29 protein-coding genes are annotated in these 23,144 nt (G+C 63.5%); 20 read left to right on the top strand and 9 right to left on the bottom strand.

Going from position 1 to position 23,144, the window contains the following annotated elements; genetic code table 11:
• The 3 genes from B7Y64_RS03315 to B7Y64_RS03305 are packed head-to-tail and all read right to left on the bottom strand — an operon-like array spanning nt 1 to nt 2,680.
• Nucleotides 1-1,188: a VWA domain-containing protein gene (locus B7Y64_RS03315; RefSeq protein ID WP_024816182.1), complete on the bottom strand. Its 1,188-nt coding sequence runs from the start codon at nt 1,186-1,188 to the stop codon at nt 1-3.
• Between the two features lie 18 nt (nt 1,189-1,206).
• On the bottom strand, nt 1,207-1,809 hold the full coding sequence (locus B7Y64_RS03310) for a GNAT family protein (protein WP_291328369.1): 603 nt from the start codon (nt 1,807-1,809) through the stop codon (nt 1,207-1,209).
• A gap of 16 nt (nt 1,810-1,825) precedes the next feature.
• On the bottom strand, nt 1,826-2,680 hold the full coding sequence (locus tag B7Y64_RS03305) for a MoxR family ATPase (RefSeq protein ID WP_291324880.1): 855 nt from the start codon (nt 2,678-2,680) through the stop codon (nt 1,826-1,828).
• Nucleotides 2,681-2,784: 104 nt separating this feature from the next.
• Between B7Y64_RS03305 and B7Y64_RS03300 the strand changes: the two genes are divergently transcribed.
• Nucleotides 2,785-3,447, top strand: a complete 663-nt coding sequence (locus tag B7Y64_RS03300) for a c-type cytochrome (protein WP_024816179.1) — start codon at nt 2,785-2,787, stop codon at nt 3,445-3,447.
• Nucleotides 3,448-3,969: 522 nt separating this feature from the next.
• Nucleotides 3,970-4,863 (top strand): universal stress protein, encoded by an 894-nt coding sequence (locus tag B7Y64_RS03295; protein WP_291324881.1) that lies wholly within the window; start codon nt 3,970-3,972, stop codon nt 4,861-4,863.
• 93 nt (nt 4,864-4,956) lie between these two features.
• Here B7Y64_RS03295 and B7Y64_RS03290 read toward each other — a convergent pair whose 3' ends face one another.
• On the bottom strand, nt 4,957-5,391 hold the full coding sequence (locus tag B7Y64_RS03290; protein WP_291324882.1) for a DUF1841 family protein: 435 nt from the start codon (nt 5,389-5,391) through the stop codon (nt 4,957-4,959).
• Between the two features lie 176 nt (nt 5,392-5,567).
• Here B7Y64_RS03290 and B7Y64_RS03285 point away from each other — a divergent pair, with 176 nt between their 5' ends.
• Nucleotides 5,568-5,789, top strand: coding sequence for a hypothetical protein (locus B7Y64_RS03285; RefSeq protein WP_024816177.1), 222 nt, complete (start codon nt 5,568-5,570; stop codon nt 5,787-5,789).
• Between the two features lie 81 nt (nt 5,790-5,870).
• On the opposite strand, the gene B7Y64_RS03280 is transcribed toward B7Y64_RS03285, so the two are convergent.
• Nucleotides 5,871-6,668, bottom strand: coding sequence for an IclR family transcriptional regulator C-terminal domain-containing protein (locus B7Y64_RS03280; protein WP_291324883.1), 798 nt, complete (start codon nt 6,666-6,668; stop codon nt 5,871-5,873).
• Between the two features lie 92 nt (nt 6,669-6,760).
• Between B7Y64_RS03280 and B7Y64_RS03275 the strand changes: the two genes are divergently transcribed.
• The 6 genes from B7Y64_RS03275 (at nt 6,761) to B7Y64_RS03250 (ending at nt 12,114) form a co-directional block, all read left to right on the top strand.
• Nucleotides 6,761-7,462, top strand: coding sequence for a 3-oxoacid CoA-transferase subunit A (locus B7Y64_RS03275; RefSeq protein ID WP_291324884.1), 702 nt, complete (start codon nt 6,761-6,763; stop codon nt 7,460-7,462).
• A gap of 29 nt (nt 7,463-7,491) precedes the next feature.
• Nucleotides 7,492-8,136, top strand: a complete 645-nt coding sequence (locus B7Y64_RS03270; RefSeq protein ID WP_024816174.1) for a 3-oxoacid CoA-transferase subunit B — start codon at nt 7,492-7,494, stop codon at nt 8,134-8,136.
• A gap of 37 nt (nt 8,137-8,173) precedes the next feature.
• Complete coding sequence (gene pcaF, locus B7Y64_RS03265) at nt 8,174-9,376, top strand: 3-oxoadipyl-CoA thiolase (protein ID WP_024816173.1); 1,203 nt, start codon at nt 8,174-8,176, stop codon at nt 9,374-9,376.
• A 32-nt stretch (nt 9,377-9,408) separates the two neighbouring features.
• Complete coding sequence (gene pcaD / locus B7Y64_RS03260) at nt 9,409-10,209, top strand: 3-oxoadipate enol-lactonase (protein ID WP_291324885.1); 801 nt, start codon at nt 9,409-9,411, stop codon at nt 10,207-10,209.
• 36 nt (nt 10,210-10,245) lie between these two features.
• Nucleotides 10,246-10,974, top strand: a complete 729-nt coding sequence (locus B7Y64_RS03255) for an SDR family oxidoreductase (RefSeq protein ID WP_291328366.1) — start codon at nt 10,246-10,248, stop codon at nt 10,972-10,974.
• Nucleotides 10,975-11,100: 126 nt separating this feature from the next.
• Nucleotides 11,101-12,114, top strand: coding sequence for a tripartite tricarboxylate transporter substrate binding protein (locus tag B7Y64_RS03250; RefSeq protein ID WP_291324886.1), 1,014 nt, complete (start codon nt 11,101-11,103; stop codon nt 12,112-12,114).
• 121 nt (nt 12,115-12,235) lie between these two features.
• Here the strand turns inward: B7Y64_RS03250 and B7Y64_RS03245 are convergent, their stop codons facing one another.
• Nucleotides 12,236-12,877, bottom strand: a complete 642-nt coding sequence (locus B7Y64_RS03245; protein WP_291324887.1) for a trimeric intracellular cation channel family protein — start codon at nt 12,875-12,877, stop codon at nt 12,236-12,238.
• Nucleotides 12,878-13,237: 360 nt separating this feature from the next.
• On the opposite strand from B7Y64_RS03245, the gene B7Y64_RS03240 reads away from it, so the two are divergent.
• The 3 genes from B7Y64_RS03240 to B7Y64_RS03230 all read left to right on the top strand — a co-directional run bounded on the left by B7Y64_RS03240 (nt 13,238) and on the right by B7Y64_RS03230 (nt 15,141).
• Nucleotides 13,238-13,876: a LysE family transporter gene (locus tag B7Y64_RS03240; protein ID WP_024816168.1), complete on the top strand. Its 639-nt coding sequence runs from the start codon at nt 13,238-13,240 to the stop codon at nt 13,874-13,876.
• Between the two features lie 105 nt (nt 13,877-13,981).
• Nucleotides 13,982-14,599 carry a ParA family protein gene (locus tag B7Y64_RS03235; RefSeq protein ID WP_111865709.1) on the top strand — a complete coding sequence of 206 codons (618 nt, stop codon included), beginning with the start codon at nt 13,982-13,984 and terminating at the stop codon, nt 14,597-14,599.
• Between the two features lie 77 nt (nt 14,600-14,676).
• Nucleotides 14,677-15,141, top strand: coding sequence for a MaoC family dehydratase (locus tag B7Y64_RS03230; RefSeq protein WP_291324888.1), 465 nt, complete (start codon nt 14,677-14,679; stop codon nt 15,139-15,141).
• A 130-nt stretch (nt 15,142-15,271) separates the two neighbouring features.
• On the opposite strand, the gene B7Y64_RS03225 is transcribed toward B7Y64_RS03230, so the two are convergent.
• Entirely contained in the window at nt 15,272-15,775 is a 504-nt protein-coding gene (locus B7Y64_RS03225) for a tRNA (cytidine(34)-2'-O)-methyltransferase (RefSeq protein ID WP_291324889.1), read from the bottom strand.
• Between the two features lie 58 nt (nt 15,776-15,833).
• Complete coding sequence (locus B7Y64_RS03220; protein ID WP_291324890.1) at nt 15,834-16,556, bottom strand: ComF family protein; 723 nt, start codon at nt 16,554-16,556, stop codon at nt 15,834-15,836.
• Between the two features lie 35 nt (nt 16,557-16,591).
• On the opposite strand from B7Y64_RS03220, the gene B7Y64_RS03215 reads away from it, so the two are divergent.
• The 8 genes from B7Y64_RS03215 to B7Y64_RS03180 all read left to right on the top strand — a co-directional run bounded on the left by B7Y64_RS03215 (nt 16,592) and on the right by B7Y64_RS03180 (nt 22,847).
• Entirely contained in the window at nt 16,592-17,494 is a 903-nt protein-coding gene (locus B7Y64_RS03215; RefSeq protein ID WP_291324891.1) for a biotin synthase, read from the top strand.
• A 114-nt stretch (nt 17,495-17,608) separates the two neighbouring features.
• The gene (locus B7Y64_RS03210) at nt 17,609-18,070 is read left to right on the top strand and encodes a DUF2244 domain-containing protein (protein ID WP_024816162.1); all 462 of its coding nucleotides are present in this window, start codon (nt 17,609-17,611) and stop codon (nt 18,068-18,070) included.
• A gap of 57 nt (nt 18,071-18,127) precedes the next feature.
• Complete coding sequence (coxB, locus tag B7Y64_RS03205; RefSeq protein ID WP_024816161.1) at nt 18,128-19,297, top strand: cytochrome c oxidase subunit II; 1,170 nt, start codon at nt 18,128-18,130, stop codon at nt 19,295-19,297.
• 30 nt (nt 19,298-19,327) lie between these two features.
• Nucleotides 19,328-20,947 (top strand): cytochrome c oxidase subunit I, encoded by a 1,620-nt coding sequence (gene ctaD / locus B7Y64_RS03200; protein ID WP_111865715.1) that lies wholly within the window; start codon nt 19,328-19,330, stop codon nt 20,945-20,947.
• An 11-nt stretch (nt 20,948-20,958) separates the two neighbouring features.
• On the top strand, nt 20,959-21,069 hold the full coding sequence (locus B7Y64_RS03195) for a cytochrome oxidase small assembly protein (protein WP_208859679.1): 111 nt from the start codon (nt 20,959-20,961) through the stop codon (nt 21,067-21,069).
• A 10-nt stretch (nt 21,070-21,079) separates the two neighbouring features.
• Nucleotides 21,080-21,697 (top strand): cytochrome c oxidase assembly protein, encoded by a 618-nt coding sequence (locus B7Y64_RS03190; RefSeq protein WP_024816159.1) that lies wholly within the window; start codon nt 21,080-21,082, stop codon nt 21,695-21,697.
• Nucleotides 21,694-21,912: a DUF2970 domain-containing protein gene (locus tag B7Y64_RS03185; RefSeq protein WP_291324892.1), complete on the top strand. Its 219-nt coding sequence runs from the start codon at nt 21,694-21,696 to the stop codon at nt 21,910-21,912. The genes B7Y64_RS03190 and B7Y64_RS03185 overlap by 4 nt, the downstream gene beginning before the upstream one ends.
• A gap of 53 nt (nt 21,913-21,965) precedes the next feature.
• On the top strand, nt 21,966-22,847 hold the full coding sequence (locus B7Y64_RS03180) for a cytochrome c oxidase subunit 3 (protein ID WP_024816157.1): 882 nt from the start codon (nt 21,966-21,968) through the stop codon (nt 22,845-22,847).
• 62 nt (nt 22,848-22,909) lie between these two features.
• On the opposite strand, the gene B7Y64_RS03175 is transcribed toward B7Y64_RS03180, so the two are convergent.
• Nucleotides 22,910-23,131: a twin transmembrane helix small protein gene (locus B7Y64_RS03175; RefSeq protein ID WP_024816156.1), complete on the bottom strand. Its 222-nt coding sequence runs from the start codon at nt 23,129-23,131 to the stop codon at nt 22,910-22,912.
• Between the last annotated feature and the right edge of the window lie 13 nt (nt 23,132-23,144).

Raw genomic sequence — 23,144 nt, 5'->3', positions numbered from 1 at the left:
CTATTTTGACAGCAGCCGCATTGTTTCTTCGAGCCCCTTGAGTGACAAAGGGTACATGCGGTTGCCGATGAGCTGCTGGATGATGCTGATGCTCTGGCGGTATTGCCACACGCCTTGTGGCTCGGGGTTGATCCACGCGTGCTTGGGGAAGGCGTGCGTGAGCCGTTGAATCCACTCGGCGCCCGGCTCTTCGTTGTTGTATTCCACGCTGCCGCCTGGCTGCAAAATTTCATACGGGCTCATGGTGGCGTCGCCCACAAAGATCAGTTTGTAGTCCTTGTTGTACTTGCGGATGATGTCCCAGGTGGGGAATTTCTCGGCGAAGCGGCGCCGGTTGTTTTTCCACATGAAGTCGTACACGCAGTTGTGGAAGTAGTAGAACTCCAGATGCTTGAACTCGGTCTTGACAGCACTGAAGAGTTCTTCGATCCGCTGGATGTGTTCGTCCATGGTGCCGCCCACGTCCATCAGCAGCAACACCTTCACGTTGTTGTGGCGCTCGGGCACCATCTTGATGTCCAGATACCCCGCGTTGGCCGCCGTGCTGCGAATGGTGTCGGGCAGGTCCAGCTCCAGCTCGTGCCCCTCGCGCGCAAACTTGCGCAGGCGGCGCAGGGCTACCTTGATGTTGCGCGTGCCCAGCTCCTGCTGGTCGTCGTAGTCGCGGTAGGCACGCTGCTCCCACACCTTCACGGCGCTCTTGTTCTTGCTGGCACCGCCAATGCGCACGCCCTGCGGGTTGTAGCCGCCGTGGCCAAACGGGCTGGTGCCGCCGGTGCCAATCCATTTGCTGCCGCCCTCGTGGCGTTCTTTCTGCTCTTCCAGGCGCTTTTTCAGCGTCTCCATGAGCTCGTCCCAGCCCATCTTCTCGATGGCGGCTTTCTGCTCGGGCGTGAGCTCGTTTTCCAGGATCTTGCGCAGCCAGTCGGCCGGGATCTCCTTGGTGAAGTCGGCCACCATTTCCACGCCCTTGAAGTAGGCGGCGAAAGCGCGGTCGAACTTGTCGTAGTGCTTCTCGTCCTTGACCAGCACGGTGCGGCCCAGGTGGTAGAAATCGTCCAGGCTCCAGCCGTCCGCTGACTTGGGGCCCACCACGCCGGCCTGCAGGGCTTCAAGCAACGTGAGGTATTCCTTGACCGAAACCGGTAGCTTGGCCGCGCGCAGGGTGTAGAAAAAGTCAATTAACATGATATTGGCCTCAAGCGCTTATGTGACAAGCGTATGACGCTCTAAAAGGTATAGCAACTGTGCCCGGGCCTCTGGCCATTCGCCCGAGCGCATGCTGTACATCACCGTGTCGCGAATGGTGCCGTCGCGGCGCAGCGCGTGGCCGCGGATCACGCCGTCTTTTTTGGCACCCAGCCGTTCGATGGCGCGTTGCGAGGCAAAGTTGTAGTTGTCGGTGCGCCAGCCCACGACGTTGCAGCCGAGCTGGTCAAAGGCGTGGCCCATCATCAAAAGCTTGGCGATGGTGTTGACGTGGCTGCGCTGCACGCTTTTGCGGTACCAGGTCCAGCCAATCTCCACACGCTTCACGGCGGGCAGGATGTCGTGGTAGCTGGTGGTGCCCAGCACTGTGCCGGTGGCATCGTCGACCACCGCAAAAGCAAAGCGGTGGCCGTCTTCGCGCATCTTGAGCGCTGTCTCGATGTAGGCCCGTGTCTCATGCGGTTCGGGTACCGATGTGATGCGCAGCTTCCAAAGCTCGCCATCGGCAGCCGCCGCGCGCAGCCCGTCCTCGTGCCACAGCGCCAGGGGTTCCAGGCGCACGCCGTTGTGGCGCATGACCAGTGGTTGAACAAAACTCATGGCCGGGCTCCGGCAATCAACGGTTGCGTTGATTCATGAAGACGAGTTTTTCAAACAGGCTGACATCCTGTTCGTTCTTCAGTAGTGCACCCACCAGCGGTGGCACGGCCACCTTGTTGTCGGCGCTTTGCAGGGCCGACAGCGGAATGTCTTCAGCCACCAGCAACTTGAGCCAGTCGATCAGCTCGCTGGTGGAGGGCTTCTTTTTCAGGCCGGGCAGGTTGCGTACGTCGTAAAACGTCTTCATCGCCACGCCCAGCAGCTCGCTCTTGAGCGTGGGGAAGTGCACGTTCACGATCTGGCGCATGGTGTCGGCTTCGGGGAACTTGATGAAGTGAAAGAAGCAGCGGCGCAAAAAGGCGTCGGGCAGTTCCTTTTCGTTGTTCGAGGTGATGAACACCAGCGGCCGGTGCTTGGCCTTGATGAGTTCGCGCGTTTCGTAGCAGTAGAACTCCATGCGGTCGATCTCGCGCAGGAGGTCGTTCGGGAACTCGATGTCGGCCTTGTCGATTTCGTCGATCAGCAGCGCCACAGGGCGGTCGGCCGTGAAGGCCTGCCACAGCACGCCCTGGATGATGTAGTTGCGGATGTTTTTCACGCGCTCGGCGCTGTCGCCATCGTTGAGCTGGCTGTCACGCAGGCGGCTCACGGCGTCGTATTCATACAGGCCCTGCTGCGCCTTGGTGGTGGACTTGATGTGCCACTGCAGCAAGGGCATGTCGAGCGCCTGTGCCACTTCTTCGGCCAGCATGGTCTTGCCGGTGCCGGGCTCGCCCTTGACGAGCAGCGGGCGTTGCAGCGTGATGGCCGCGTTCACGGCAAGCATCAGGTCTTGGGTGGCGACGTAAGTCTGGGAACCTTGAAATTTCATGAACAAAACACCGAATCGTTGATGGATGGGCTTGACAAGCGGTGGCTATAATCGCCATCGGATCAGAGCCACGAGTTGAACCTTCATACGATTGTGCGCGCAAAATGAACAAGACGTTGACCACGATATTCGCCCTGGCTGTCGCTTGCGTGACGGCGGTGTCCCACGCCCAGGAAGCCAAGGGAGATGTCGAAGCCGGCAAGCAGAAAATTGCGATGTGCATCGGCTGCCACGGCATTCCGGGTTATCAGTCCAGCTTTCCCGAAGTGCACAAGGTGCCCATGATCTCGGGCCAGAGCGGCAAGTACATTGCTGCCGCCCTCACGGCCTACAAAAAGGGCGAGCGCAAGCACCCCACGATGCGCGGCGTGTCCGACTCCTTGACCGAGCAGGACATTGCCGACGTATCGGCCTATTACGAACAACACGGCAAGACCAGCGCCGAGCTGCCCGCCAAGTCGGGCCGCGAACCCAGCGTGCAAGTGGCCGAGTTGCTGAAAAAGGGTGCCTGCGTTTCCTGCCACGGCGACAACTTTGCCAAACCCATCGATCCGTCCTATCCCAAGATTGCGGGCCAGCACGCTGATTACCTGTTCGTGGCGCTCAAGGCCTACAAGGTGGAAAAGAACACCCATGTCGGCCGCGGCAACGCCATCATGGGCGGCATCGCCAAGCAGTTCACCAACGCGGAGTTGAAGGCAATTGCAAGCTATGTGGGCTCGCTCGAAAGCGACCTGCACACGGTGCCGCAATCGCGTTTTCGTTGAGCTGGCCGCCGGTTGGGGGCCTCGCCCCGCAAACCAGGCCATTCGCACAGAGCCCGCAGCCAGCGGGCTCTTTTGTTTCTGGCCATGCACACATGGCGCTTGCTGTCGCAGGCGCCTGCCTATCTGGCACACCGCGCAGGGGCTTGGTTGCCCTTTGGGGGAGTCGTTCGTAAAATACCCCTATGCGTTTTCTGGTTTCTCCCTCCTGTGTCCGTGCCGCCGAGTCGTCCACGACTGCTGCGCTGCCCGCACACATCGTGCAAAGGACGGGTGTTCTGAAACCAGCTTCCACGGCCGCAGATTCCTAGGCCCGGCGGTTTCTTCTTTCCCCCAAGAGCGTCATCGACCCACCGCCGGGCAGTCATGCCGGACCAGTGCGCGCGACAGCATGTCGTGCTGCAGCCATTGAGATTCCGGTTTTCATCGCTCACGTTTCGTGGTTTTCCGTTGCGTGGGCGCACTGATGGCGCCATCCAGCGCGGCGCTTTGCGCCGGCCGTTTGTACGCTTACCGGGAAGTTCCATGCACCTTCAGACCATTGTTGCCATCACCGATTTTTCTGCCGCCGCCGAGCAGGCGCTGGACCGCGCTGCCATGGTTGCAGCCGATCACCATGCGCGCTTGCGCATCCACTACGCCACCGACACGCCCGATCCCAAGTTCGCCGATCCGCACGCGCGGCTGGAACAGCGGGCGCGCCAGCTGGCCCGGCGCCATGATGTTGCCGTCGTTGCCGCAAGGCAGGGCACCGGCGACGTGGTGGCCGATGCGCTGGCCGCAACGGCGGGAGCAGATTTGCTGGTGATGGACCGGCGGGCGCATTTCAGCTGGGGGCGCCTGCTGCGGGGTTCGCCATGGGCGCGAGTCTTGCGCGGCAGTCGCTGTCCGGTGCTGATCGTGCAGAACGCACCCAAAAGTGCCTATCGTCATGTACTGGTTGCGGTGGATTTTTCCGAGACCGCAGGGGCGTTGGTGCGGTATGCCGGGGGGCTGCAAGGGGAGGCGCGACTGGAGCTTTATCACGCCATTGACCGGCGCAACGAAGCCAAACTGCGCAGCGCCGAAGCGTCGATGCAGGCCATTCAGGCCTATCGCGCCGAAATGCGCGAGCAGGCACGCCGAAAGATGCTGCCGCTTGCCACCGCTTTGGACACGCGGCGCAACCGTGTGGCCTCGGTGCTGGGAGCCGGAGACCCGGCCCGGCAGCTTGCCGTGCAACACGAAGCCTCAGGAGCCGATCTCATTGCAGTCGGGTACCAGCGCCGCCCGGCACCCGTTGATTGGTTGATGGGCAGTGTCGCGGTCCGGCTGGTGGGCCACGTGCAATGTGACGTGCTGGTGTTTCCGCGCGACTATGCGTTGCGCGAAGGCTGCACCACGGCGCGAAACTGTGCTGTTTCTGGCTTGTCGGCCTGACGCTTGCGCAGGCCCGTTCAGCGTTTGAGCGCCCAGGGGCCCAAAACCTGTGGTGGAGCTTGCGCCGCGATCAACGCAGCGTTGGCGACCGCTTCAGTCCCGGGTGGCGCGGCGCTGCACGCAGGCGATGTAGGCGTCTCCATCGGGGGGGCGGCCGGCGCGCTGGCTTTCCCACAGCATCTGGCCCAGGCAGTCCATGGTGGCGTGGTGGGCGTCGTGCAGGGAATCGAGGCGCGCGGTGAGCAGCTCTACTGCCTGGCGGATACCGCGCGGCTGGTCGATGCTGCATTGTTCGCTGATCGACAGGTGCATTGATAGGTGCAAAAACGGGTTGGTCTGCTCTGGCGTTTCGTCGTAGTTGCGCGCTACGGCGGCGTCGGCGTCGGCCAGCTCGGCGTGGTACTCGGGGTGCTCTGCAATCCACAGGCTGGCCAGCGTTTCGATGGCCTCCATGGGGGCGCCGCTCAGGGTCTTGGCGTGCACTGCGCAGAGAAAGCGGCGCACATCGGCTTGGGACGGGTTGAACATGGCCCTGAGCGTAGCACGCAGTGGCAGCGATGCCGGCGCACAACGGGTGGTGCGCCGTTGCGGTGGCGTCCTACATGCGCAGGCGCCGGGCGCGTCTACAGTGGCCGGGCACAGGCGGGGAAACCGGGGTCGCTGCTGCGCCTTTGTCCAACAGCCCCGGATTTGGGAGATATGCCATGAATGCACTGCGTCTGACCGGAGCGATCCTGATCGTATTGGGGCTGGCCGGGTTTTTTACCGGCGGTTTCAGCTTCACCAAAGAAACCACGCAGGCCAAGCTGGGTCCGCTGGAGCTCACCGTGAAAGACAAGGAATCGGTGAATGTGCCCCAGTGGCTGAGCCTGGGCGCCATTGCGCTGGGGGCCGTGGTGCTGGTGCTGGGTTTTCGCAAGAATTGAACTGCTTGGGCAGGCAGCGCGAATACGCGGTGCGCGCTGTCAGCCGTTTGCCGGCGGCTGTTCGGCCCCAAGGCCCGCACGTCAGTTGCGCTGAAGGCTCAGCAGCCGTGAAATGGTGCGCGCAGCCTGCAGCAGGGCGGGCAGCATGGTGGCCTGCATCACCTCGGCGCTGGTGCGGTTGGCCTGGCCGCTGATATTGAGGGCGGCCACGGTCTGGCCCGCGCGGTTGGTCAGCGGCGCGGCAATCGAAATCAGCCCTTCCTCCAGTTCCTGATTGATCAGGCACCAGCCCTGTGTGCGTGCCTGGCGTATGCGTTCGAGCAGCGTGGCCACGGCCACGGTGGTGTGCTGGGTAAAGCGCTGGGGGTTCAGGCCCTGCAGCCGCGCCACCAGTTCTTCGTCGGGCAGGCCCGCCAGCAGCACCCGCCCCATCGATGTCCACGGCGCGGGCAGGCGCGAACCCACGCCCAGGTTGGTGCGCATGATCTTGTGCGTGGGCAGCCGCAGCACATAGACGATATCGAGGCCGTCCAGCACGGCCGCCGAGCACGACTCGCGCACCTGCTCCACCAGCTCTTCCATCACCGGCTCGGCCAGATTCCAGATGGGCATGGAAGACAGGTAGGCAAAGCCGAGGTCAAGGATGCGCGGGGTCAGGCGAAACAGCCGACCATCACTTTCCACATAGCCCAGCGTCTGCAGCGTGAGCAGAATGCGCCGCGCGCCCGCGCGCGTCAGGCCGGTCTGCGCGGCAACCTCGCTCAGCGTCTGCTGCGGCGCGGTGGCACTGAACGAGCGGATCACTTCCAGGCCGCGCGCAAACGACTGCACGTAGCTGTCGCCCGGTTTCGGGCTGGCGGGAGGGGTATTGGTGTTCATGAAATGCCCGGTTTATAATTCTCTATGCGAACATTTGTTCATTATACGAACAAATTGGTGGCAATTTTTTGACACTTCCCGGAAGACTTTCCATGATCAACAAGATAGCGAACTCGGTGGCGCAGGCACTTGCGGGTGTGAAGGATGGCGCCACGGTGCTGATTGGCGGCTTTGGCACGGCGGGCATTCCTGACGAACTGATCGACGGCCTGATCGCCCATGGTGCGCGCGACCTCACCATCGTGAACAACAACGCCGGCAACGCCGAGCAGGGCGTGGCGGCGCTGCTCAAGGCCGGACAGGTGCGCAAGATCATTTGCAGCTTTCCGCGCCAGGCCGACAGCTATGTGTTTGACGAGCTTTACCGCAGCGGCAAGCTGGAACTGGAGCTGGTGCCGCAGGGCAACCTGGCCGAGCGCATCCGCGCCGCAGGTGCTGGCATTGGCGCCTTTTTCTGCCCCACGGCCTATGGCACCGAGCTGGCCGCGGGCAAAGAGACGCGCGAAATCAATGGCAAGCACTACGTGCTGGAGTACCCCATCTACGGCGACGTGGCCCTGATCAAGGCCGAAAAGGGCGACCGCTGGGGCAACCTGACCTATCGCATGTCGGCGCGCAACTTTGGCCCCGTGATGGCCACCGCCGCCAAGACCACGGTTGCCACGGTGCACGAAGTGGTGGAGCTCGGTGCGCTCGACCCCGAAGCCATCGTCACGCCGGGCGTCTATGTGAGCCACGTGGTGAAGATCGCCCGCGTGGCCACCCAGGCGGGTGGCATGAAGAAATCTGCATGAAATTGGCCTCTGGCGCAAAAGGAGCAAGCGTGAGTAGCTATCAAAAACGTAGTAAAGAAGAGTTGGCCAAACGGGTGGCGCAAGACATCCACGACGGCGCCTATGTCAACCTGGGCATCGGCCAGCCGACCCTGGTGGCCAACCACATTCCCGCGGGCCGCGAAGTCGTCCTGCAAAGCGAGAACGGCATCCTGGGTATGGGCCCGGCGCCCGCTGCGGGCAGCGAAGACTATGACCTCATCAACGCAGGAAAGCAGCCCGTGACCCTGCTGCCCGGCGGCGCGTATTTTCACCACGCTGACAGCTTTGCCATGATGCGCGGCGGTCACCTCGACATCTGTGTGCTGGGCGCCTTTCAGGTGTCGGCCACGGGCGACCTGGCCAACTGGAGCACGGGCGAGCCCGGCGCCATTCCTGCCGTGGGCGGCGCCATGGACCTGGCCATCGGTGCCAAGCAGACCTGGGTGATGATGGACTTGCTCACCAAGCAGGGCGCCAGCAAGGTCGTGGCGCAGTGCACCTATCCGCTCACCGGCATCGGCTGCGTCAAGCGCATTTACTCCGACCTTGCCACGCTGGCCTGCACGCCGCAGGGCCTGCAGCTCATCGACAAGGTCGAAGGGCTGGAGCACGCTGAGCTCGAACGCCTTGTCGGCCTGCCCATCCAGGCCTGAATTCACCTCAATCCCGACAAACCCCCAGGAGACACCCATGACCCAAGCTTTCATCTGTGACGCCATCCGCACCCCTTTCGGCCGCTACGGCGGTGCCTTGTCCAGCGTGCGCACCGACGACCTCGGCGCCATCCCGCTCAAGGCGCTGATGGAGCGCAATCCGGGCGTGGACTGGGCCGCCGTGACCGACGTGCTTTATGGCTGCGCCAACCAGGCCGGTGAAGACAACCGCAACGTGGCGCGCATGTCGGCCCTGCTGGCGGGCCTGCCACTGGAAGTGCCCGGCGGCACCATCAACCGCCTGTGCGGCTCGGGCCTGGATGCCGTGGGCACGGCAGCGCGCGCCATCAAGGCCGGCGAAGCCGGTCTGATGATCGCGGGCGGCGTGGAAAGCATGAGCCGCGCCCCGTTTGTCATGCCCAAGGCAGAAAGCGCCTTCAGCCGCAACAACGCCGTGTATGACACCACGATTGGCTGGCGCTTCGTCAACAAGCTGATGAAGGCGCAGTACGGCGTGGATTCGATGCCCGAAACGGCCGAAAACGTGGCCACCGACTTTGGCATCGAGCGCGAGGCGCAGGACCTGATGGCCCTGAACAGCCAGCTGCGTGCCGTGGCCGCCATCGAAGCGGGCCACCTGGCGCGCGAGATCTGCCCGGTCACCATCCCGCAGAAAAAGGGCGATGCCATCGTCGTGGACACCGACGAACACCCCCGCAAGACCAGCCTGGAAGCGCTGGCCAAGCTCAAGGGCGTGGTGCGGCCTGACGGCACCGTCACGGCCGGCAACGCCAGCGGTGTGAACGACGGCGCCTGCGCGCTGCTGCTGGCCGACGAAGCCAACGCCGCCAAGTATGGCCTGACGCCGCGTGCCCGCGTGGTCGGCATGGCCACCGCCGGCGTGGCGCCGCGCATCATGGGCTTTGGCCCCACGCCCGCCACCCTGAAGGTGCTGGCGCAAACCGGCCTCACCATTGACCACATGGACGTGATCGAGCTCAACGAAGCCTTTGCCGCGCAGGGCCTGGCCGTGCTGCGCGCCCTGGGCCTGAAAGATGACGACGCCCGTGTGAACGCCTGGGGCGGCGCCATTGCGCTGGGCCACCCGCTGGGCGCCAGCGGTGCCCGCCTGGCCACCACGGCGGTGAACCGCCTGCACGCCACCGGCGGCAAATACGCGCTGTGCACCATGTGCATTGGCGTGGGGCAGGGCATTGCCGTGATCCTCGAACGCGTCTGACCGTGCCAAAACTCACCGCGCCAACACAAGCCGTGCAGACACCAACCATCGACACCCCCGGCGGGCGCTTTCGCGTGCGCCTGGATGGGCCCGCTGATGCGCCGGTGCTGGTGTTTTCCAACTCGCTGGGCACGCCGCTGGAGATGTGGGACGCGCAGGCGCAGCACTTCGCCCAGACCCACCGCGTGCTGCGCTACGACACGCGCGGCCATGGCGGCAGCGTGGTGTCGCAAGGCCCCTACAGCCTGGAGCAACTCGGCGGTGATGTTCTGGCGCTGCTGGACGCGCTGGGCATTGCCAAGGCCAGCTTTTGCGGCATCTCCATGGGCGGCCTCACCGGGCTGTGGCTGGGCGTGCACGCGGGCGGGCGCCTGAACCACCTGGTGGTCTGCAACAGTGCCGCCAAAATTGGCACGGCCGAAGGCTGGCAAACCCGTGCTGCGCTGGTGCGCAACCAAGGCACCGCGGCCATGGCCGAGCTGGCCGCTTCGGCGCCCGGCCGCTGGTTCACCGAACCCTTCATCGCGGCCCAGCCCGCGCGGGTGGCCCTGGCGCAAGGCTGGATTGTCGGCATCGCGCCCGAGGGCTATGCCGCCTGCTGCGAGGCACTGGCCCAGGCCGACCTGCGAAATGCCATTGCCGCCATTCGCGTGCCCACGTTGCTGATTGCCGGTGCCAGTGACCCGGTGACCACCGTGGTCGATGCGAAGGCCATGCAGCGGGCCATTGCCGGTGCGCGCCTGGCCGAAGTACCGGCTTCGCACCTGTCCAACCTAGAAGCACCGGCTGCGTTTGACGACGCGCTGGCCGCCTTTTTGGCCATGGGTGCCTGAACCGTTGGCGCCCCACGCCATTCACCCGCAAAAACCATGACCCAGCCCAATACCACCCCCGAGCGCGTGCTGATCACCGGCGGCGGCGCCGGCATCGGTGCTGCCATTGCCGAGCGCTGCCGTGCCGAGGGCTACCTGCCGATCGTCATCGACCGCGTGGTGGACTCCGTGCCCGGCGCCATCCGTGCCGACCTGTCGGATGCGGCAGACACCGCGCGCGCACTGCAAGCGGCGCTGGCCAGCGGCCCCATCACCCGGCTGGTCAACAACGTGGGCGTGGTGGTGCCGGCCGATGCCGAGCACCAGACGCTGGCCGAGTTCGACCTGGCGGTGTCGTTGAACCTGCGCTGCGCTTTCCAGTGCATGCAGGCGTTGCTGCCGGGCATGAAAGCGGCGGGCTTCGGGCGCATCGTCAACATGTCCTCGCGCGCGGCGCTGGGCAAGGAGTTGCGCACCGCCTATGCCGCTACCAAGGCTGGCCTGATCGGCATGACACGCGTGTGGGCGCTGGAGCTGGGGCCGCACGGCATCACGGCCAACGCCATCGGGCCCGGCCCCATTCGCACCGAGCTGTTCGACCGCGCCAACCCGCCCGACGCACCACGCACCCGCGCCATCGTCGATGCCGTGCCCGTCAGGCGCATTGGCACGCCCGACGACGTGGCCCATGCCGCCAGCTATTTGCTGGATGCGCGCAGCGGCTTCGTCACGGGCCAGGTGCTGTATGTCTGCGGCGGCATGACCGTGGGCGTGGCGGGGGTGTGAGCGCCTTGTTCACGCCCCTTTCACCGCGCCGCCCGAACCGGCCCTCTCACCCGTCTGCTGCGTCCGGGCGCATGTTCGCCCGGCACAGCGGATTCCATTGAACCGAGAAAGACAGAGGAAACAACCATGACCACTTCCACACACCGCACCTTCCTGACCGGCCGCCGCAAGGCCCTGGCTGTTTTGGCCAGCCTGGCTGCGGGCACGGCTGCCCTGCCGGGCGCCACTTTTGCGCAGGCCGTTTATCCCGCCAAGCCTATTTCCATCGTCGTGCCCTTCTCGGCGGGCGGCACCACCGACATCCTGGCGCGCCTGGTGGGCCAATACCTCTCGACCGAGCTGGGCCAGCCGGTGGTGATTGAAAACAAGGCCGGTGCTGGCGGCAACATCGGCGGGCAATATGCCGCCAAGGCCGCGGCCGACGGCTACACCCTGTTCATGGGCACCGTGGGCACGCAGTCCATCAACGCCAGCCTGTACAAGAAGATGCCCTTTGATCCCATCAAGGACTTCGCACCGCTGACGCGCGTGGCCAATGTGCCCAACCTGCTGGTGGCCAACCCCCAGCAGCCGTTCAAAACGGTGCCCGAAATGATTGCCTATGCCAAGGCCAACCCCGGCAAGATCAACTTCGGCTCGCCCGGCAACGGCGCTTCTCCGCACCTGTCGGGTGAATTGTTCAATGCGATGGCCAAGGTCGAACTCACGCACATTCCCTACAAGGGCAGCGCACCGGCCGTGACCGACCTGCTGGGCAACCAGATCGCCATCATGTTCGACAACCTGCCTTCGGTGATTCCGCATGTGCGTTCGGGCAAGTTGCGCGCCATTGCCATCACCACCGCCAAGCGCTCGCCCGAGCTGCCCGATGTGCCGACCATCGCCGAAGCCGGTGTGCCCGGTTATGAGGCCATGTCGTGGTTCGGCCTGCTCGCGCCTGCGGCCACGCCCGCGCCCGTGCTGGCCAAGCTCAGCGGTGCTTTGGCCAAGGTGCTGGCGAACCCCGAGGTGAAGAAGAAGATCGTTGACCAGGGCGGCGAGCCCGTCAATGAAACCCCTGCCCAGTTTGCCGCCTTCATCCAGTCTGAATCGGTGAAGTGGGGCAAGGTGGTCAAGTCGTCGGGCGCAAGTCTGGACTGATCTGTAGCCGGGTTGCTTCTGAATTAATAGCTGCTGGCGCACATGGATAGTGCGCCAGCAGCTATTTTTGTTTCAAGGTACGCGGCACCGGCAGTGGGCCTTTAGAGCCTGGTCCAGGCTCTTACACCCGCCACGCAGGCAGCTGCCAGTTGCGCCACAGCGCCAGCACGCGCAGTCCGGCGGTCACCATCACGCAGGCCAGCAGCGGGGCCCAGTCGGGCGCCTGCACCTGGCGCAGCGCCACATCCACCCAGCCGCCGGCAAAGGCGCACAGGGCATAGGGGCGGTGGTCGCTGAAGGCCTGGGGCACCTCGTTGCACAGCACGTCGCGCAGCACACCGCCAAACACCCCGGTGATCACGCCCATCATCACGGCTATGAGCGCCGGCATGCCTACGGCCATGGCCACGTCCACGCCGATGGCTGCAAACAGGCCCAGACCAATCGTGTCGGGCAGCAGCATGGCACGCTCGGTGGGTTTGAAGTGGCGCTGGCGCATGAACAGCATGGCGCCCACGCACAGCGCCAGAATGCCCCACACATAGCCCGTGTGGCGCACCCAGAAAAAGGGCCGCTGGTCCAGCAGCAGGTCGCGCAAGGTGCCGCCGCCAAAGGCGGCGACGCAGGCCACCACGCACACGCCCACCGCGTCCATGCGCTGGCGTGCGGCGGCGATCATTCCCGACAAGGCAAAGGCGGCGGTGGCGGCTATTTCGAGCACAAAGCGCAGGGTGGGTATCCACGGGGTTTCAGCGAGGTCCATGGGGATGGATTGTGCAGGCGCGGCGGTGACAGCAGCCAACAGTGGCGCGCGTGCTGGTGCAGGCGGGTGGATCGCAGAAGGTGTAAAGTGCTATTGAATATATAGCTGCTAGCGCTTTCTTCGAAAGGGCTAGAGTCATATTTTGCTTGACTTTTATGCCCGCCGCAGGCCAACCCGCTTGCCATGGGCCGGATGAAGGTCCGTGGGCAGGGAGAGCACGGACTTTGGCAGGCCCGGCCTGAACGGATGCAAGGCTGGGGCTGCTGGCGCATCGCTTCAGTGGAGCCGGTTTTTGCCGCTGTTGCGTGCATCGGAAGTTCCGTTGCTAAGATGCCAGCCCTTCTCGCTTGGGGCTTTTTTATGGACTTGCAGACTTGGCTGGCTTTTTTTGCGGCGTCTTGCCTGATTGCGGTGTCGCCGGGCTCGGGGGCCGTGCTGTCGATGAGCCACGGCCTGTCGTATGGCGTGCGCAAGACCGGGGCCACCATTGCCGGGCTGCAGGCCGGGCTGCTGCTGATCTTGCTGATTGCCGGTGCGGGCGTGGGCTCGCTGCTGCTGGCTTCCGAGGTGGCTTTCAGCGTGGTCAAGGTGCTGGGCGCCTGCTATCTCATCTATGTGGGCTGGAGCCAGTGGCGCGCGGGTGCCACTTCGCCCATTCAAGGAAACGACGCGGCTCCGGCCGGCCCCTGGAAAAAGCGTTTTCTGACGGGTTTTCTGACCAACGCCACCAACCCCAAGGGCATCATCTTCATGGTGGCCGTGCTGCCCCAGTTCATGACCGAAGGCCGCCCGCTGTGGTTGCAGCTATTGGTGATGGCCGCCACCACGGTGGCCGTGGACGTGACGGTGATGCATGGCTACGCAGCGGGTGCCAGCGCCCTGCGCCGCCTGATGCGCAGTGCCCGTGCGGTGCGCACGCAAAACCGGGTGTTTGGCGGGCTGCTGATGGCGGTGGGTGCGGGGCTGTTTTTTGTCAAGCGTGGCGGGCAGCACGCGTGAGTTAAAAATGCTATTTAAATAATAGCTACTAGCGCTTGATTTATAAGCGCTAGAGGCCGATTCCATTCAAATTCTATCCAACGGGTGATTCCGGGAGGTTGTGTCATGCCAGTGGTCGTTGTTGCCAATCCCAAGGGCGGCGTGGGCAAGTCCACGCTGTCCACCAACGTGGCCGGGTATTACGCCCGCCAGGGGCATCCGGTGATCCTGGGGGACACCGATCGCCAGCAATCTGCCCGTCTGTGGCTGGGCCTGCGCCCGCCCGCCGCCCGCCCGATTGGCGCATGGGATGTCAGTGCCGACGAGATCACCAAGCCGCCCAAGGGCAGTTCGCACGCGGTGCTCGACACCCCGGCTGGCCTGCATGGACGGCGTCTGGGCGATGTGCTCAAGCTGGCCGACCGCATCATCGTGCCGCTGCAGCCCAGCGTGTTTGATATTTTTGCCACGCGTGCGTTTCTGGACCAGCTGGCCGAGCACCGCCACGCTGCGGGCGTGCAGGTGGGCATTGTGGGCATGCGGGTGGATGCGCGCACCAAGGCCGCCGAGCAGTTGCACCACTTTGTCGACAGCCTGGGTTTCCCGGTGCTGGGCTATCTGCGCGACACGCAAAACTATGTGCACCTGGCAGCGCACGGGCTCACGCTGTTCGATGTGGCGCCCGCACGCGTGGCGCGTGACCTGGAGCAGTGGCAGGGCATCTGCGCTTGGCTGGATGCCTGAAAGCCGGCAGGCCGCACGGGGTGTCGCTGTCACGCGCCTGACAGGCGCCGGGCGGGTAGCGGCGCACCATTGCCCGCATGAAAACCTTTCACTCCTACTCTGAAGTCAGCGCCTGCGTGGGCCAGGAAGTCGCCGTGACCGACTGGATCACCATCACGCAGGAACAGGTCAACCTGTTTGCCCAGGCCACGGGCGACCACCAATGGATCCATGTAGACCCCGAGCGGGCCAAGGCCGGGCCGTTTGGTGCGCCCATTGCCCATGGCTTTCTCACGCTGTCGCTGATTCCGCGATTTTTTGAGGGCGGAATGCGCATCGAAGGCGCCCGCATGGGCGTGAACTACGGCCTGAACCGGGTGCGCTTTACGGCACCCGTGCCAGTGGGCAGCCGCCTGCGCGCGCGGCTGGTGCTGCAGGCCACTGAGCCCCTGGCGCCCGACGGGTTGCAGATGACCTGGCTGGTGACGGTAGAGCGCGAGGGCAGCGACAAGCCAGCCTGCGTGGCTGAATCCGTGGCACGCAGCTACGGCGCTGCGCCATAAAGCGCGTTCAGCCCGCTGCGGTTTTAAGCGTCTCACGGGTCGCCGTGGACCCGGGTGTTTCTTGATTTTGAGAGCGAGCACTCGCAGCGCCTGGCCTCTGTGTGCCAGAGCGCCTGAAGGCGGCAGCGCCTCAGAGCAATTGCTCTACCGGCGAAGTGGCGGCCACGCCCGGTACGCCAAAGCTGTTCTGGCGCCAGGCCTCGAACACCGTCACTGCCACGGCGTTGGACAGGTTCAGGCTGCGTTGCCCGGCCACCATGGGCAGCCGCAACCGCTGTGCGGGCGGGAAGGTCTCGCGCAACTCGGGGGGCAATCCGCGCGTCTCGGCCCCGAAAACCAGCCAGTCGCCGGGGAAAAAGCAGGTGTCAAAGGCGGTCTGGGTGCCATGTGTCGTCATGGCAAACATGCGCGTGGGGTCGGGCTGGGCGTTGCGCAAAAAGGCAGTCCACCCCGGATGCCGCTGCACCTGCGTGTATTCGTGGTAGTCGAGCCCGGCGCGGCGCATCAGCCGGTCTTCCATCGAGAACCCCAGGGGTTCGATCAGGTGCAGCGTGCAGCCCGTGTTGGCTGCCAGGCGAATCACGTTGCCGGTGTTGGGTGGGATTTCGGGTTCGACCAGAACGATATGAAACATGCTCCGTATTGTCGTTCGGACATCCGGGCGTGGTGCAGCGCCGTCGTAAACAAAAGTTTCAGTCCAGTTCTGTGCGCGCCACCACCATGGCCGTGATGTGCGCAGCACCGGCCTCGCGCAGCGCGTGGGCCGCCGCATTCAGGGTGGCACCGGTGGTCATCACATCGTCCACCAGCACAATGCGCCGCCCTTGCACGGCGGCCGCGCGGGTGGGCTCGACGGCAAACGCACCCAGCAGGTTGCGCAGGCGCTGGCTGCGCGGCAGGCCGCTTTGCGCTTCGGTGGCGCGCAGCCGCAGCAGCAGGGCGGTGTCCACCCTGGGGCCGGCAATGTGGCGGGCCAGCAGGGCGGCCTGGTTGAAGCCGCGCTCTTGCAGGCGCTCGCGTGACAGGGGCACCGGCAGCACCAGGTCGGCAGACTCCAGTGCCGGCTCTACCCAGGGCGCGCTGCGCAGCAGCGTGGCCAGCGCCGAGGCCCAGCCCGGGTCTCCGCGAAACTTGAAATCGGCCATGGCGCCAGCCCATGGGTAGCCATAGTCCACCGCGGCCAGGCAAGCGTCCACCCGCGGGGGCTCGCGCAGGCAGGCGCCGCATTGCGAAACACCTTCGGGCACTGGCAGGGCGCAGCGCGCGCAGCGTGTGCGGGGCTGTGCAAACCGGGCGGCACAGCCATCGCAGACGCGCCGGGCGGGCCAGGCGTGGCACACGGCACACTGGCTCGGCAGCTGGTCGATGAGTGCTCCGATGCGTCCGGATGCCCCTGTCAGCATCTTGTAGAACATCCAGTCAATATACTCGTCTGCCCTTTTCTTTCGCCATGTCCACCGAGCACCCTCCCACCATTGATCCCGTTGCAGCCGCCCGCTGGCACGCCGCAGCCCCTGCCCAATCTCCCTGGTTGCACGAAGAGGTGGCCCGGCGCATGGACGACCGCCTGCAATGGATTCGCCAGGCCCCCGCAGCCTGGTGCCACTGGGACGCGGTGCGCGGGGGGCTGCAAGGCCACGCCCTTGTCAGTACCCGCTATCCGCAAGCGCTTTGCCTGGTGACGGAAACGTCGCCCCACTGCGTTCCGGTGGCGATGCAGGCGCTGACGCGGCCATGGTGGAGCCCCGCGCGATGGAGTGCGGGGCGCCCCCGGTTTGGTTTGCCCCAAGAGGGGGGGGTGCAGATGCTCTGGGCCAACATGGCCCTGCACATGGCAAGCGACCCGCAAGCCCTCATCGCCCAATGGCACCGGGCGCTGTCTGTGGATGGCTACCTGATGTTCTCGTGCCTTGGGCCCGACACCGCCAAGGAGCTGCATGCGGTGTATGCCGCGCTCGGCTGGCCGCCGGCCGGGCATGCGTTCACCGACATGCACGACTGGGGCGACATGCTGGTGCAGGCCGGCTTTGCCGAGCCGGTGATGGACATGGAGCGCATCCGGCTGACCTTTGCCACGCCACAGCGGCTGCTGCAGGAGCTGGCAGAGCTGGGGTGCAATCTGCACCCTCAGCGGTTCCCTGCGTTGCGTGGACGCCACTGGCGCCGCCGCCTCCACGAAGTGCTGCAGGACAAGCTCGGGGAGCCGGACGAGGGTGGACAGCTGGCCCTGACCTTTGAAATCATCTACGGACATGCCTACAAACCCAAGCCAAGGGTGCGGGTAAGCGCCAGCAGTGCGGTTTCCCTGGAGGACATGCGCGCCATGCTGCGTGAGGGTTCATCTAAGGGTTAAACCGTAGTCACTTGTCAATGATCTAGAACAAGGCGCGCTACAATTCTCGCCAGATGAGAGTGGGGTGCCTTTGCGCACTGCACAGGTGTCGTAGCGGTTTTCAAGGCGTTTGCATTGACGAGTCTGATTTTTCGTTTTGCCACGGTGTCCGGCCAGCGCATTGACTGGCAGCTGTATCGCAATGGCCCAGTGGCGCGCCCCCGGTTGTGGTTGTGTGCCGTGCCTTTGGCAACCGCCTTGATTTTTTGGCTGGCGGGGGCCCCATGGGCCATCGCCTTTGCTGCATTGGCCATCATGGTTTTGGCCGTTGGCTTGGCCAGGTTCGGCCGCCATGCGGCGGACGGCGAGAGGATTTCTCTGCAAGGCGCTCGCCTTGTGGTCGAGAGGGAGACTGCGGGCCGGCTGGAGCGCGCGGAGTTTGACCGGAGCCGGGTTCGGGTGGAGCCCAAAACCGCAGACCGTTCGCTGATCACGCTGTCGGCACAGGGCCGTTCGATTGAAGTGGGGCGCTTTGTGCGCCCCGATCTTCGCCCGGCCCTGGCATCCGAGATACGCAGGGCCTTGCGCGCTGCCTGAACCCCAGTGGGCGCGCCAGGTGATTGGTTAATTAAGGCTTAGAAGTAAGTGAGAACTATGAAGAGCATTTCCAACAAGCTGGCGTCTCTGCTGCTGACTGCTGGTGCATGGGTGGGCACCGCGGTCCATGCCGTTCAAGACCTTCCCGGCGGCCCTGCGGTCAATCAGCTCAATCTCCATCCCCCGGTGACAAAAATTGCCGAAGAGCAGCATTTCCTGCACTGGATGATGCTGATCATCTGCACGGTGATCTTCATCGCGGTGTTTGCCGTGATGTTCTATTCGATCTGGAAGCACCGCAAATCCAAAGGCGCCAAATCGGCCAATTTCCACGAGTCGGTGACGGTGGAGGTGGTCTGGACCGTTGTGCCGTTCATCATCGTGATCCTCATGGCCCTGCCAGCCACGAAGGTGCTGGTGGCCCAGAAAGACACCACCAATGCCGACCTGACTATCAAGGCCACCGGTTACCAGTGGAAGTGGGGCTACGACTACATCACGGGCGAAGGCGAGGGTCTGGCCTTCATCTCCACACTCGACAGCAGCCACCGTGCCATGTCCGACAGCGGCAATGTGAGTGAGGCGCCGGCCAACTACCTGCTCAAAGTGGACAACCCGATGGTGGTTCCCGTCAACAAGAAGGTCCGCATCATCACCACCGCCAATGACGTGATCCATGCGTTCATGGTGCCCGCGTTCGGTATCAAGCAGGATGCCATCCCCGGTTTCGTGCGCGACACCTGGTTCCGCGCCGAAAAAATTGGCGACTACTACGGTCAGTGCGCTGAACTGTGCGGCAAGGAACACGCTTACATGCCGATTCATGTGAAGGTGCTGTCGGCCGAGGATTACAGTCAGTGGGTAGCCGACCAGCAAAAGAAGGCCGCAGCCAAGCTGGACGATCCCGCCAAGGTGTGGGCGCTGGACGACATGCTCAAGCGTGGCGAGAAGGTGTATGCCGCCAACTGCGCAGCGTGCCACCAGGCCAGCGGCAAGGGCGCCGGGGCCATCAAGGCCCTCGATGGCTCTGCCATCGTGCTGGATGCCGATCACGCCAAGCAGATCCAGGTATTGCTCAAGGGCGTGAACAACGGTTCCATGCCCGCGTGGGCGCAACTGAGCGATACCGACATCGCTGCAGTGGTCACGTATACCAAGAACAACTGGTCGAACAAGACCGGACAGCTGGTCCAGCCAGCAGAAATTGTGGCCCAGCGTGGCAAGTAATCACCGCCCCACCGCATTGAGGAATTCAAAATGAGCGCAGTTCTCGACCATCACGGGCACGCACACGACAGCCACGACCACCATGCTCCCACCGGCTGGCGCCGCTGGGTGTACGCCACCAACCACAAGGACATTGGCACGCTGTATCTGCTGTTCTCGTTCACCATGCTGATGATCGGTGGCGTGCTGGCGCTGCTGATTCGCGCCGAGCTGTTTCAGCCCGGCCTGCAACTGGTCAATCCCGAGCTGTTCAATCAGCTCACCACCATGCACGGCCTGATCATGGTGTTCGGCGCCATCATGCCGGCCTTTGTGGGCTTTGCGAACTGGATGATCCCGCTGCAGATCGGCGCTTCCGACATGGCTTTCGCGCGCATGAACAATTTCAGCTTCTGGCTGATGATCCCTGCGGCACTGACCCTGGTGTCCTCGTTCTTTATGCCTGGCGGTGCGCCCGCTGCCGGCTGGACGCTGTATGCGCCGCTCACGCTGCAGATGGGCCCCTCGATGGATGCCGGCATCTTTGCCATGCACATCCTGGGTGCCAGCTCCATCATGGGTTCGATCAACATCATCGTGACCATCCTCAACATGCGCGCCCCCGGCATGACGCTGATGAAGATGCCCATGTTTGCCTGGACCTGGCTCATCACCGCCTACCTGCTGATCGCCGTGATGCCCGTGCTGGCCGGTGCCATCACCATGACGCTGACGGACCGCCACTTCGGCACCAGCTTCTTCAATCCCGCTGGTGGCGGTGACCCGGTGATGTACCAGCACATCTTCTGGTTCTTCGGCCACCCCGAGGTGTACATCATGATCTTGCCGGCCTTCGGCATCATCAGCCAGATCGTGCCCGCTTTCTCGCGCAAGAAGCTGTTTGGCTACGCCTCCATGGTCTATGCCACCTCGTCGATTGCCATCCTGTCGTTCATCGTGTGGGCCCACCACATGTTCACCACCGGCATGCCGGTCACCGGCCAGCTGTTCTTCATGTACGCCACCATGCTGATCTCGGTGCCCACGGCCGTGAAGATCTTCAACTGGGTGGCCACCATGTGGCGTGGCTCCATGACTTTTGAAACCCCGATGCTGTTTGCTGTGGGCTTCATTTTCGTGTTCACGATGGGTGGTTTCACCGGCCTGATCCTGGCCATGGCCCCGATCGATATCCAGTTGCAGGACACCTATTACGTGGTGGCGCACTTCCACTACGTGCTGGTGGCGGGTTCGCTGTTCTCCATGTTTGCCGGCGTGTACTACTGGCTCCCCAAGTGGACCGGCGTGATGTATTCGGAAACCCGCGGCCAGATCCATTTCTGGACGTCGCTGATTTTCTTCAACATCACTTTTTTCCCGATGCACTTCCTGGGCCTGGCCGGCATGCCGCGGCGCTATGCCGATTACCCCATGCAATTCGCTGATTTCAACGCGATCGCATCGGTAGGCGCCTTGGGCTTCGGTCTGGCACAGGTGTACTTCTTCCTGGCCGTGATCGTTCCGGCTATGCGTGGCAAGGGCGCAAAGGCGCCTGCCAAGCCTTGGGACGGTGCAGAGGGCCTGGAATGGGAAGTTCCATCGCCAGCGCCTTTCCATACCTTTGAAAACCCGCCCAAGCTCGATGCCACGGCAACTCGCGTGATCGGTTGAAGAACATGTCCATGACTCCTGAGCAAAAAAAGAGCAATCTGCGGATGGCGCTGATCCTGGCGTCCGTGGTTGCCGTCTTCTTCGTCGGGTTCATGGTCAAAGTCGTTCTGCTCTCCCGCTGAGCACCGCGCCATGAACATTCGCCGCGAAAACGCCAAGATGGTGGGCAAGCTGGCCGTGATCACGGTGGGCATGTTTGCATTTGGCTACGCGCTGATCCCGATCTACAAGCACATCTGCGAGCTGACTGGTATCAACATCCTGTCGCTCTCGGAGCGACAGGTGCCTGGCAACGGCGTTGCAGGCAAGGATGTGAAGGTGCCCGCGAACACGCAGGTGGACACGAGCCGCACCATCACCGTGGAGTTTGACGCCAATGCTCGGGGGCCCTGGGATTTCAAGCCTGCACAACGCTCGGTGAAAGTGCATCCCGGTGAGCTGACGACGGTGATGTACGAATTCCAGAACGTGCAAAACCGCCGCATGGCCGCGCAGGCGATTCCCAGCTACGCGCCGCGGCAGGCGGCTGCGCATTTCAACAAGCTCGAGTGCTTTTGCTTTAACCAGTACATCCTGGAGCCGGGCGAGAAGAAACAATGGCCGGTGGCATTCGTGATTGATCCGCGGTTGTCCAAGGATGTCACGACCATCACGCTGTCCTATACCTTCTTCGAGGTGGGCGGAAAAACACCGCCCGCACCCGAGTCCACGGCGGCAGCTTCCCTGCACCCCGTGAAGGAGGGGTCGTGAGCCCCGTCAATCCATCCGAATCCGTGGTGCGGCGCAAGGGGTCCCTGTTGCGCACGGTGCGTGCGGTTGCGTGGTCGTTGATCGGCCTGCGCAAAGGCAGCGAATACCAGCAAGACCTGGAAAAGATCAATCCGCTGCACATCATCGTGGTGGGGTTGATGGCCATCTTTTTGCTGGTGTTGTCGCTGATTGCGGTAGTGAACTGGGTGGTCTGACCGTTGCCGACAGGCCCGTCCAACAACAAAGATTTTGAGATTCAGGAGCTGAAATGAGTGCATCAACCCACGGTGGAACCCCGTACTACTATGTGCCCGCAGAGTCGCGCCATCCTGTGTTGGCAGCCGCAGGCCTGTTCTTTGTGATTCTGGGCGCGGCCCAGTGGATCAACGGCCACGACTGGGGCAAGTATTCCCTGGCCTTGGGACTGGTGTGGTGGCTTTTTGTGCTGTACCAGTGGTTCCGTGATGCCGCGCGCGAAAGCGAAGGGGGGCTCTACGGTCACAAGATCGACCTGTCCTACCGCTGGAGCATGAGCTGGTTCATCTTTTCGGAGGTGATGTTCTTCGGCGCTTTTTTCACTGCCCTGTGGTGGGCGCGTGCGCACTCGGTGCCCGCATTGGGCAGCCTCGAAAACGCCATGCTCTGGCCCGACTTCAAGGCCGTGTGGCCCAGCCTCGCGGCAGGCGCAACGGGTTCTCCTGCCGGTATCGTGGAGCCCTTCCAGACCGTTGGCCCCTTCTGGCTGCCCACCATCAACACGGCCCTGCTGCTGACTTCCGGGGTGACGCTGACCATTGCCCACCATGCGCTGCGTGAAAACCACCGGGGCAAGACCATCGGCTTCATGTGGGCCACCGTGCTGCTGGGCTTTGTGTTCCTGTGCGTGCAGGGGTATGAGTATTACCATCTGTACACCGATCTCAACCTCAAGCTCAGCTCGGGCGTGTTCGGCTCCACGTTCTTCATGCTCACGGGGTTTCACGGCTTCCACGTGTTTTTGGGCATGTTGATGCTGTTGGTCATCACCTTGCGCCTGCAAAAGGGCCACTTCACTGCCGACAAGCATTTTGGCTTTGAGGGGGCCGCCTGGTACTGGCACTTTGTGGACGTGGTCTGGTTGGGTCTTTACATTCTTGTGTACTGGATGTAAGCCGGCCCCGCAAAGCAAAAAAAGCGCCGCAAGGCGCTTTTTTGTTGAGAGGGCCTGGCGTCTTACCGCGTGGCAGGCAGGCCGGTGGGCTGGATATAACCCAGTTGCCATGCAATCAGAACGCAAATGAACAGGACAATCGAGAGCCCCACCCGCAGTGCCAGCGCCTTGGCCATGTGGTTCCCTTTGGCCTTGTCATCGCGTCCGTTACGCATCATGAAAAAGAGTGCAGAGGCCAGGCTGGCGAGAATGGCGAGAAACGCCACAGCGACAAGATATTTCATGGAGCACATTATC

The sequence above is a fragment of the Acidovorax sp. 35-64-16 genome (assembly GCF_002281195.1).
Lineage (GTDB): Bacteria > Pseudomonadota > Gammaproteobacteria > Burkholderiales > Burkholderiaceae_C > Acidovorax > Acidovorax defluvii.
Note: the sequence above shows the minus strand (reverse complement) of the source record. Positions and strands in the feature narration are given on the sequence as shown.